The sequence below is a fragment of the Methylococcus sp. ANG genome, assembly GCF_040730495.1.
Lineage (GTDB): Bacteria > Pseudomonadota > Gammaproteobacteria > Methylococcales > Methylococcaceae > Methylococcus.
Genome location: NZ_CP160399.1, coordinates 2,283,940 through 2,295,000 on the forward strand (window position 1 = coordinate 2,283,940; position 11,061 = coordinate 2,295,000).

The following is an 11,061-nucleotide window of genomic DNA, read 5'->3' on the forward strand; positions in this document are numbered from 1 at the left end:
AAACGAATGACGAAGCCATCCCGCTCACATGGGATGCATGCCGGGCTCCTCCCGCCTGGACGGCACCGGCGCGATTCCACGCGCCTTCTGCAAGGCGATGAGCCGCTGCTCCAGCTTGTTCAGCGCCGCCTCCAGCGAGGTCTCCATCACCACGATGTCCCCCATCGACAGGATCACCCGGGCGAGTTCCGGAATCTTGACGCTGCTGGTGGACTCGATATAGACCGGCTGCACGTACAGCAGGGAGCGCCCGATGGGCAGGATGATGATGCGGCCGCGGGTGAGATGGGAGCCCTTCTGGTCCCACAGGGCGAATTCCTTGGCGATTTCGGCGTCCTGGTCGATCATCGCGCTCACCTGCGCCGGGCCGTCGACCTGGACATCCTTGCTGTACTTGTAGAGAACGATCGACTTGGAGTACGGCATGCCGCAAGCCTCGGGCCGCAATGCCCCGCCGATCCCGAGCACGCTTATGTTGTTGCGCCCGATCGGCGTCATCGGATTGATCAGCACGAAGTTCTGCATGTTTTCGCAGCCGTCGAGCTGCGTCGTGAAATAGTAAGGCGCCACCGTCCGCGTCACGGTCCGGCCATCGCGCAGCCGCACTCCAACCTTCGCGAAATCCCAGGTTTCCGCCTGCTGGTAGAACAGCTCCGGCTGAGTCTGGTGGTATTTCGCGTACATCCGCATCTGGATCACGAAAAAGTCTTGGGGAAAGCGTAGCTGCTCCCGAATCAACGGCGACATGGCGCTGGCGTCCTGGAAAAGACCGGGATAGGCCTTGATGTAGCCTTTAAGGACCGGGTCGTCGTGATCCACGACGTAATAGTCCAGCGAACCGTCGAACGCGTCGACCACGATCTTGACCGAGTTGCGGATGTAATTGAACTCGCGCTCCTTCTCGTCGCCGCGGAATTTGTAGCGCGTGCGCTTGGAAACCGGATAGGAATTCAGCGTCGTATAGGCGTCGACGACCCAGAAAATCCGCTGCGGGGTCACCACGATGTACGGATCGCGGTCCAGCGCCAGGAACGGCGTGACCGTGTTGATCCGCTCGATGATGTTGCGGCGGAACAGCGCTTGGCTGCTTTTGGTGATGTTGACCGAGAAAAACAGCCGCTCGTCGCGGAAATAGATGGAGAGAAGAAGGCGCCTGAGCAGGGAGGAGATCGGAACGCCGCCGCTGCCCGAATAGTTCTGGCTGGACCCCTGATCGAAACTGGCGATGTCGACGATGTTGAGCCGGTTGGGCACGATCGCGTAATCCAGGTTTTCCAGCCCGAAATAGATATCGGGCTTCTCGGTGGTCAACCCGACGTCCGAATGCATGCTCAGGTCCCTGAGCCACCATTGCATCGGCTGGTCGCCCGACTGCGCCGCCGGTGTGATCACGGCGCCGTAACCATGGGTGTAGCGCAGGTGGATGTTCTCCCAATTCCGGGCTTCTTCGGGCAGCTTGGCGAGATTGATTTCGCGGGCCGCCAAGTTCACCTGTTCGATCTGGCCGTTGACGAAATAGCGCGCGATGTCCACCTCGGTGAAGCTGTAGTACGGCCGGATGCCCTGAAGCTGCTGGTACACGTCGTCCAGGTATTCCGGATCCCACACCGGGATATTGTGCAGATGCTCGCGGACGTGCGGATCGATGGTTTCGGAACCCTCTGGCACCGCGGTGATGTCGATGGTCTGGATTTCGTCGAGATCGAAAGCCGCCAGCGTCGCCTCGATGTTGTACTTGATGAACTCGCGCTCCATCTTCACCGGATTCGGCTTGACCACGAAACGGTCGATCAGCCCCGGAACCACGTCGATCTTGCGCAGCCCCGCGGCGGAGACCCAGACCAGCGCGCAGGCCAGCGCCAGCTTGAGACCGCGGTGGCGCTGCGCGAACCACAGCGCGGCAGCCACGCCGACGAGCAAAGAGACGATCTGGACCCAGATCAGGGGCAGATGGTAGCGGAGCTCGATCAGGCCGGGACCAAAAAACACGGGCTCGTGAACATCCACATAAAGCAGCTCCTCCCGCTGCAGCACGTATCCCCAGGCCGCGACCACGGCGACCAGCACGACCAGCAGATTCAAATGGATGCGGGCGCCCCGCGGCCATGGCCGGCGGTGGGCCGGCGAGAATTTGTGCTCCACCCAGTAGAGCGCCGCCACCATGACGGCCAGAACGCCGACGCACACCAGCAATTCCGACTGGATCAGGACCAGGATCGGAATCCGGAACATGTGAAAACCGGCGTCTTTCCCGAACACCGGCTCGGTGACGCCGGCATCGGGGGCGAAAAAGAACAGGAGCCCGGCTTCCCACTCGTGGTAGAACGGCAGTGCGACCAGCACCGCCAGAAACACCGACAGGGGCAGATAGACCGGCAATGCGCCGGTCTGGAACATCCGCAGCCAGCGCCGGTAGCGCGATTCCTCCGAGCCTGCGGCATAAATCGCCTGATCGACCCCCAGATACTGCGAAGCGGCCCAGAAATTCAGGAAAAAGATCAGGAAGAAGAAAAGGGTCACACCGCCGGACAGGATGTAGCGGTAGAGGAAGCGCAGCCAGAAGTAGGCGCCGAGGTCCAGCGACCGGAACCACCACCAGTCGACCAGGAAATGCGTCGCCGCGAGTATGAGCGCCAGTAACAGTCCCGCCAAAACCGCTATGACCACGGCTGCGGACATCAGCAGTCGTTTCCAGTTTCCCATATCGTCCTCGTTCGGCGTCTTGTTACTCGTGTGGATGGGCTTGCAGGGGGATGGAACGCAGGCGGCAGGCGCATGCTCCGGCGCGATCGGCTTTGTTCGCGATGGCGTGCCAAGCCGCTAGATGATACCCGACTGCCCTGCAATCCGGTAGGCGAGGCGACGCCGGCTGGCTCCGGGATGGCATCGGGGCTGGCATGCGCCGGCTGGGCAATTCGGATACACTACCCGGGCGACGCGCAAACCCGCTTTTTCGGATATCCTCATCGCCAGCAAAACGCGTACGGAATACGGTCCCCCTTTGATTCGATACGCCCGCCTTCTCACGCTGTGCCTGTCCGTGGCGATCCAGCTCTGGGCGCCGCTGGTCCACGCGCATACGGTCGCCGGCGAGCCCGGAGGCCAGTTCCACATTCCCGGCCTCGAATATCTCGAACGCCAGCGAGGGGAGGAAAGATGGCACGCGCCGGCTACCGAAGAGGAATCCTCGATCGTCATCGCCGTCGAGAACGGGATTTTGGAGCAGTCGCGCGTCTCGCCGCCGTGCCGTCCAGATACCCCCGCAGCGGCCACCGTCGCAGGCCGGATCGAAGCCGAATGGCACCCATTGGAGCTGGCGAAGGCAGCTCCAGCCCATCCGTTCACTTCCCCAGCCTATAGGACGCCGGCCTGCCAAACGTCCTCCGCCCGCGGCCCGCCCCGCTGATCCTCATTTTCCCGTGCTGCGGCTCGACCGCACGCGCAACGGCGCCCGCCAAGGCCCCCAACCCCGCTGCGGCGTTTGGTATGCTGACCCCTACGATGCTGGTATTACCGATGATCTTCCTACAGGGACTCCTCGGAGTTCTCCTCGCAATCGCCTCCGCTTCGGCTCGCGGCGAGGAGGATGCCATGGCCGAACCGGCCGGCCTGCTGCCTTTCGATGCACGGCTCAGTCTCCACAACGTGGTGCAAACCACTTTCGAGAACTATCCGCAAACGGCGATGGTCGACGCCATGCGCCAGGAAACCAGCGCCCTGCAGCAGCGCAGCGACAGTTGGATTCCGGGCTACCCCATGGTCTACGTCCAGAACAACCAGAACGTCGCGGGCGACGGCGAAGGCATGACGCAATGGGGCTACCAGTTCCCCATCTGGCGCTGGGGGCAGCGGGACGCGAGCCGAGCGGTCACCGACAGGGCGGCCGAAAGCACCGAACAATTCGGCCGGGGCCTCAAGCACGAGGTCGCCGGCCTGGTCCGGGAGAGCCTGTGGAATCTCAAGATGACGCAGAACCGCCATGAGTTCGCCAGGACGGTGTACGAAGTGTCGCTGAAGCTGGTCGAGACGGTCAACAGGCGCGTCGAGCTCGGCGATCTCGCCCAGGCCGACCTGCTTCTGGCACAGAGCGATTCCCTGGAAAAGAAGACCGCCCTCACCCAGGCCGCCGTCGACCTGCAGCATGCCCACCAGGCTTTCGCGAACCTGAGCCGAATGCAGGCGGCACCGGAAAAGTTCGACGAGGACCTGTCCGGGCTGACGGCCATCAACGAGGAGCACCCCCAGCTGGCCGCCCTGAGTGCCATGATCGAGCGTGCCCAGGCCGACGTGGAATTCGTCCGGCAGTGGAAGCAGGGTACCCAGCCCACCGTGCTGATCGGCGCCCAGCATCGCGCCTTCAACGACAAAAACTTACAGAACGACACCAACGTAGTCCTGCAGGTGCCGATCGGAGGCGACGCCTACAACGAGCCCTTCGTCGCCCAGGCGAATCTGGCGCTGACCCAGAAAATCACCGAACGCGACAACCTGATCCGCATGCTCCAGCGGGCGCTCAAGCAGGCCCAGCAGACTCTGGAGGCGGACCGCAAGGCCCTCGACATAGCCAGGAACCGGCGCGACATGGCCGAGACCCTGATCCGGATGAACCGGATCGCGCTTGAAACCGGCGAAATCCAGCTGATCGACTTTCTAAAGGTGCAGACCACCGCGCAGGCGGCGATCTGGGACGCCATGCAGAAGGAAATCCAGTTGAAACGGGACATCGCCGCTTACAACCAGGTCGTGGGGGTGACGCCATGAAGCCGCGGGTCCTGGCCGTTCTGGCCCCCCTGTTGCTGGGAACGCCGGCCGGCGCGGACCCGATCATCAAACTGGATGCGCAGCAGATCGAGCACCTCGACATCCGCGTCGCCAAACCCGAAATCGTCGATGCCTTGCCCCTGGCCTGGGCGCCGGCGCGCGTCGTCATTCCGCCGGACCGGGAGTTCATCGTCAGCGCGCCGCAGGCCGGCGTGATCACCCGGATCGACGTGGCGCTGGGATCGTCGGTGACACCGGGCCAAGTCGTCGCGGAAATGCAAAGCCCCGACCTGCTCACCCTGCAGCGCGACCTCCTCAACGCCTCCACCGAATACGAACTCGCCGGCTCCAAGCTGAGTCGGGACCAGAAGCTGCTCGACGAAGGCGTCATCTCGAGGCTGCGCTGGCAGGAGACCCGCGCCGCCTTCGACAAGGCCCAGGCCAACCTTCGCCAGGCGGAGCAGGTGCTCGAGGCCAGCGGCATGTCCGCGAAGGACATCGGGGAACTCAAGCGGTCCCGCAGAATAAGCAATACCCTCTCCTTGCGCACGCCGATCCAGGGCATACTGCTGGACCGCCTGGCCACCGTGGGCCAGCGGGTCAGCATGCTGGCGCCGCTGTTCCGCATCGGCAATGTCGACCGGTTGTGGCTGGAAATCGACATGCCGCAGGAGCGCCTCAGCGAAATCCGGCTGAAAGACCGGGTCGAACTGGATTCCCCGCGGATCCGGGCGACGATCATCGAGGTCAGCCAGAATGTGCGGCCGGACAGCCAGACCGCGCTGGTGCGCGCAGTCATCGACGAGCACGACGACAGCGTCCGCGCCGGACAGAACGTCAACGTCCAGGTCATGCACGCCAGCACCGACTTCATCTGCCGGGTGCCGCTCGCCGCGGTCTTCAGCGAGGGAGGACAGCAATACGTCTTCGTACGGACCTCCGATGGCTTCGCGGTGCGGGCGGTGAAGATCGCCGCCGTGGACGGGCGCAAGGCCATCATTCATGAAGGCTTGACCGCCGACGACCGGGTCGCCGTCCAGGGCGTCGCAGCCCTGAAGGCCGCCTGGACCGGTCTCGGCGGGGGCGGCGAATGAGCCGGCTGATCCAGTTCGCACTGACCCAGCGCCTGCTGATCGTCCTTCTCACCGCGCTGCTGGCGGGCGCCGGTTATGTCGCCACCATGCAGATCCCCATCGACGCTTTTCCCGATGTCTCCCCCACCCAGGTCAAGGTCATCGTCAAAGCCCCCGGCATGACCCCGGAGGAGGTCGAAACCCGCATCACCGCGCCCATCGAACTGGAGCTGCTCGGCATCCCGAAGCAGACCATGCTGCGCTCCATCGCCAAGTACGCGCTGACCGACATCACCATCGATTTCGAGGAAGGCACCGACATCTACTGGGCACGGCAGCAGATCGCGGAAAGGCTGAACGGCGTTTGGGGCAACCTGCCGGAGGGGATCGAGGGCGGGATGGCGCCGATGACGACGCCGCTGGGCGAAATGTTCATGTTCACCATCGAAGGCGGCGACCTCACCCTCATGGAGCGGCGGAACCTGCTGGACTGGGTCATTCGTCCCGCCCTCCGCACGGTGCCCGGCGTGGCCGACGTCAACACCTTGGGCGGTACGGTGCGAAGCTTCGAGGTGATCCCGAACAACGCGGGCATGTCCTCGCGCGGCATCACCATGGAGGCCTTGATCCAAGCGCTCAAGTCCAACAACCGCAACGACGGCGCCGGACGCCTGTCCGAAGGCGAAGAAGCGTTGCTCGTCCGCGCCGAAGGCCAGATCCGCGACCTGGACGATGTCCGCGCCATCGTCATTGCCAACCAGAACGGCGTCGCCATCACGATCGGGGACGTGGCCGAGGTACGCATCGGCGCCCTGACGCGCTATGGCGCGGTCAGCCGGGATGGCCGGGACGAGGCCGTGGAGGGCCTGGTCCTGGGCCTTCGCGGTGCCAATGCGCGGGAGGTGGTCGAAGGCGTCAAACGGAAAATCGAGGAAATCCAGCCCGCCCTCCCGGAAGGCATCACGCTCGACGTGTTCTACGACCGCAGCGAGTTGGTGAACCGGGCCACCCATACCGTCGTCCGCGCCCTGCTGGAAGCCATCGTCCTCGTCGTCATCCTGCTCCTGCTGTTCCTGGGCGACCTGCGCGCCGCGGTGACCGTGGCCTGCATCCTGCCGCTTTCAGCGCTTTTCACCTTCCTTCTGATGCACCAGTTCGGACTTTCGGCCAACCTCATGAGCCTCGGCGGCCTGGCTATCGCCATCGGCAAGTTGGTCGATCCGGCCGTCGTGGTCGTGGAAAACATCACGACGCATCTGGCCGATCCCAGAATGCAAGGCAAACTGCCGCGCCTGCACCTCATCTACCGGGCCATGCGCGAAGTCACGGCGCCGGTGGTGTCGGGCGCCCTCATCATCGCCATCGTCTTCGTGCCGCTCTTGTCGCTGCAGGGGCTCGAAGGGAAGCTGTTCCGGCCGGTCGCCTTCACCAACGTGTTCGCCATGGCCGGCTCTCTGTTCATGTCGCTGCTGGTCATCCCGGTCCTGGCCTCCTGGCTGATGCGCAAGGTCAAGCACGAGGAGCCGTGGCTCGCCCGGAAGCTCCATGAATGCTATGAACCGGTGTTACGGTGGGCACTCGGCCACGGCCGCTGGGTAGTCGCCGCCGCCGGAATCCTGCTCGCCCTGACGGCCGTGATCTACGCCCAGATCGGCAAGACCTTCATGCCCACGCTGGATGAGGGCAGCATCATCGTTCAGGTGGAAAAACTGCCTTCGATCAATCTGGAACAGTCGGTTCGGCTCGACGAACAGCTCCAGAAAGCGCTGCTCGACCACGTTCCCGAAGTAGAGCGGGTGGTGTCGCGCGTGGGCTCGGACGAAATCGGGCTCGACCCGATGGGACTGAATGAAACGGACAACTTCGTCGTTCTGAAACCAGCCGATCAGTGGAACGGCAAGACCCGCGACGAGCTGATCGAAGACATCCGCAGAGTCCTGGAAACCATGCCGGGCATCGCCTTCGGCTTCACCCAGCCGATCCAGATGCGGGTCACGGAGATGCTCACCGGGGTGCGCGGCGACGTGGCCGTCAAGCTCTACGGTCCGGATATCGCCGTGCTCAATGAAAAGGCGGAAGCCATCGCCGGGGTGATCCGCTCGGTGAACGGCGCTTCCGACGTGTTCACGATGCGCAACGCCGGCATGCAATATCTCCAGGTCCGAATCGACCGGCTCGCGACGGGACGCCTGGGACTCGACGGCGACACGCTGGAACGGATGCTGCGCGCACAGATCGAGGGACTCAAGCTGGGCATCGTGCAGGAAGGCGTCAAGCGGACGCCCTTGCTGCTCCGGGCGGCTGCCGACCCCGGACGGCTTGCGTTGCTGCAGGTGACCCTGCCCGACGGCCGCCGCGTGCCGCTCTCCGCCGTCGCCCACGTCGAGCGCACCGAAGGCCTGGTGGCCATCAATCGGGAGCGCGGTCAGCGGTTCGCGGTCGTCCGAACCAACGTCCAGGGCCGTGATCTGGTCGGTTTCGTGGAAGAAGCGCGCAAAGCGGTCGGCGAGCGCGTCGCGCTCCCCAGCGGCTATTACCTGACATGGGGGGGGCAGTTCGAAAACCAGCAGCGCGCGGCGCAACGCCTGTCCATCGTCATCCCGATATCGATCGGTTTGATCTTTCTATTGCTGTTCACCACTTTTGGGTCGGTGCGGCAGGCGATACTGGTACTTACGAACGTCCCCTTTTCGCTGGTCGGCGGAGTCACCAGCCTCTGGCTTTCCGGCGAATACCTGTCCGTCTCCGCCTCCGTGGGGTTCATTTCCCTGCTGGGTATCGCCGTGCTCAACGGTGTGGTGATGGTGACTTATTTCAATCAGCTTCGGGCCATCGGCCTTCCCCTGGATGAAGTCGTCCGTTTGGGGGCATCGCGGCGGCTGCGTCCGGTGCTCATGACCGCAAGCATCGCTGCGTTCGGGCTCATTCCCCTCCTGTTCGCCACCGGTCCCGGCTCCGAAATCCAGCGACCGCTGGCCATCGTCGGCGTCGGTGGGCTGGTCACCTCGACCCTTCTGACGCTCATACTCCTGCCCATCCTCTACCGCCGCTACGGCGAGGGAAAATGACGCATGTCCGATCTCGTGTTGTTGACCCTCCTGGTGCCCCCGCAGCTTGAGGACACTCTGGTTGACTGGCTGCTGAGCGCTCCCGCCATACGGGGGTTCAGCAGCCAAGCCGCATCCGGCCACTCGAGCCGTACGGAAGAAATGAGCCTGAACGAGCAGGTCGCCGGACGTACCCGGCGCGTCCGTTTCGAAGCTCAACTTTCCGGGGACGGGTTGGGGGAAACCCTGAAGGCCTTGCGCGCGGACTTTCGGGGCAGCGGCATCCATTACTGGGTGGTACCGGTGCTGGATACTGGCGGCTTGTAAAGATGATCCGGCTTCGATGAGACCGAGTTATCTCAGGCAACAAAAAACCCCGAGTCTCGGTCGAGGAGATCGGGGTTGATTGCTGTTGTTGAATTAAGAGCCTGGCAGTTCCCTACTTTCGCACAGGTATCTGCACTATCATCGGCGCTAAGCGGTTTCACTTCCGAGGTCGGGATGGGATCGGGTGGTTCCCGCTCGCTCTGGCCGCCAGGCAAAACTGGTGATCGAGCTCGAGCTCTTGAGGAATTTGGTCAACGTACACGGTGTTCGCGGTCTGTCTGGCACACACCCAAACGTCTTGGGTGTTATATGGTCAAGCCTCACGGGCAATTAGTATCGGTTAGCTTCATGCATTACTGCACTTCCACACCCGACCTATCAACCTGGTGGTCTTCCAGGGCCCTTCAGGGGACTCGCGGTCCCAGGGAGATCTCATCTTGGGAGGGGCTTCCCGCTTAGATGCTTTCAGCGGTTATCCTGTCCGAACATAGCTACCCGGCAATGCTTCTGGCGAAACAACCGGAACACCAGCGGTTCGTTCACTCCGGTCCTCTCGTACTAGGAGCAACTTCCCTCAAATCTCCAACGCCCACGGCAGATAGGGACCGAACTGTCTCACGACGTTCTAAACCCAGCTCGCGTACCACTTTAAATGGCGAACAGCCATACCCTTGGGACCGGCTACAGCCCCAGGATGTGATGAGCCGACATCGAGGTGCCAAACACCGCCGTCGATATGAACTCTTGGGCGGTATCAGCCTGTTATCCCCGGAGTACCTTTTATCCGTTGAGCGATGGCCCTTCCATACAGAACCACCGGATCACTAGGACCTACTTTCGTACCTGCTCGACTTGTTCGTCTCGCAGTCAAGCGCGCTTTTGCCCTTACACTCTGTGCGTGATTTCCGACCACGCTGAGCGCACCTTCGTGCTCCTCCGTTACGCTTTGGGAGGAGACCGCCCCAGTCAAACTACCCACCATGCACGGTCCCCGATCCGGATTACGGACCTGGGTTAGAACTCCAAATTCACCAGGGTGGTATTTCAAGGTCGGCTCCACCCGAACTGGCGTCCGAGTTTCTCAGCCTCCCACCTATCCTACACAAGTCAATTCAAAGTCCAGTGCAAAGCTATAGTAAAGGTTCACGGGGTCTTTCCGTCTAGCCGCGGGTACACTGCATCTTCACAGCAAGTTCAATTTCACTGAGTCTCGGGTGGAGACAGTGTGGCCATCGTTACGCCATTCGTGCAGGTCGGAACTTACCCGACAAGGAATTTCGCTACCTTAGGACCGTTATAGTTACGGCCGCCGTTTACCGGGGCTTCGATCAAGAGCTTCGCTTGCGCTGACCCCATCAATTAACCTTCCGGCACCGGGCAGGCGTCACACCCTATACGTCGACTTTCGTCTTTGCAGAGTGCTGTGTTTTTAATAAACAGTCGCAGCCACCGTTTCACTGCAACCCCCTTCGGCTCCGTGAGCAAGTCACTTCACCTACCAGGGGCGTACCTTCTCCCGAAGTTACGGTACCATTTTGCCTAGTTCCTTCACCCGAGTTCTCTCAAGCGCCTGAGAATTTTCATCCTGCCCACCTGTGTCGGTTTTGGTACGGCCGCCTGCAACCTGAAGCTTAGAGGTTTTTCTTGGAAGCTTGGCATCAATCACTTCGGCTGAAGTCGCCTTCAGCACCGTCATCACGCCTCAGAATTGATCCCCCGGATTTGCCTAAGGGACCTTCCTACACGCTTAAACCGGGACGTCCAACACCCGGCTGACCTAGCCTTCTCCGTCACCCCATCGCAGTTGCAGCCGGTACCGGAATATTAACCGGTTTTCCATCGACTACGCCTTT

General features: G+C 62.3%; 6 protein-coding genes and 2 rRNA genes (1 of these 8 only partly in view). 5 read left to right on the forward strand and 3 right to left on the reverse strand.

All coding sequences use genetic code 11. From position 1 onward, the window contains the following. Positions 1-24 precede the first annotated feature (24 nt). A complete protein-coding gene (locus tag ABZN20_RS11050; protein WP_367025287.1) occupies positions 25-2,703 on the reverse strand; it encodes a UPF0182 family protein in 2,679 nt (892 codons plus the stop codon). 298 nt (positions 2,704-3,001) lie between these two features. Between ABZN20_RS11050 and ABZN20_RS11055 the strand changes: the two genes are divergently transcribed. The 5 genes from ABZN20_RS11055 to ABZN20_RS11075 all read left to right on the forward strand — a co-directional run bounded on the left by ABZN20_RS11055 (position 3,002) and on the right by ABZN20_RS11075 (position 9,208). Continuing rightward, the gene (locus ABZN20_RS11055) at positions 3,002-3,406 is read left to right on the forward strand and encodes a hypothetical protein (protein ID WP_367025288.1); all 405 of its coding nucleotides are present in this window, start codon (positions 3,002-3,004) and stop codon (positions 3,404-3,406) included. A gap of 185 nt (positions 3,407-3,591) precedes the next feature. Beyond that, the gene (locus ABZN20_RS11060; RefSeq protein ID WP_367025289.1) at positions 3,592-4,761 is read left to right on the forward strand and encodes a TolC family protein; all 1,170 of its coding nucleotides are present in this window, start codon (positions 3,592-3,594) and stop codon (positions 4,759-4,761) included. Continuing rightward, positions 4,758-5,855, forward strand: coding sequence for an efflux RND transporter periplasmic adaptor subunit (locus ABZN20_RS11065; protein WP_367025290.1), 1,098 nt, complete (start codon positions 4,758-4,760; stop codon positions 5,853-5,855). Before ABZN20_RS11060 ends, ABZN20_RS11065 begins: the two co-directional genes overlap by 4 nt. Next, positions 5,852-8,902 carry an efflux RND transporter permease subunit gene (locus tag ABZN20_RS11070; protein ID WP_218808665.1) on the forward strand — a complete coding sequence of 1,017 codons (3,051 nt, stop codon included), beginning with the start codon at positions 5,852-5,854 and terminating at the stop codon, positions 8,900-8,902. The genes ABZN20_RS11065 and ABZN20_RS11070 overlap by 4 nt, the downstream gene beginning before the upstream one ends. A 3-nt stretch (positions 8,903-8,905) precedes the next feature. Then, entirely contained in the window at positions 8,906-9,208 is a 303-nt protein-coding gene (locus ABZN20_RS11075) for a DUF3240 family protein (RefSeq protein WP_218808664.1), read from the forward strand. 99 nt (positions 9,209-9,307) lie between these two features. Here ABZN20_RS11075 and rrf read toward each other — a convergent pair. Then, positions 9,308-9,420 (reverse strand): 5S ribosomal RNA (rrf, locus tag ABZN20_RS11080). A 97-nt stretch (positions 9,421-9,517) separates the two neighbouring features. Then, positions 9,518-11,061, reverse strand: a 23S ribosomal RNA gene (locus tag ABZN20_RS11085); it runs 1,351 nt beyond the window's last position.

Coding starts and splice junctions, on each gene's coding strand:
- ABZN20_RS11050 (WP_367025287.1), bottom strand. CDS start 2,703: ATGGGAAACTGGAAACGACTGCTGATGTCCGCAGCCGTGGTCATAGCG.
- ABZN20_RS11060 (WP_367025289.1), top strand. CDS start 3,592: ATGGCCGAACCGGCCGGCCTGCTGCCTTTCGATGCACGGCTCAGTCTC.
- ABZN20_RS11065 (WP_367025290.1), top strand. CDS start 4,758: ATGAAGCCGCGGGTCCTGGCCGTTCTGGCCCCCCTGTTGCTGGGAACG.
- ABZN20_RS11070 (WP_218808665.1), top strand. CDS start 5,852: ATGAGCCGGCTGATCCAGTTCGCACTGACCCAGCGCCTGCTGATCGTC.
- ABZN20_RS11075 (WP_218808664.1), top strand. CDS start 8,906: ATGTCCGATCTCGTGTTGTTGACCCTCCTGGTGCCCCCGCAGCTTGAG.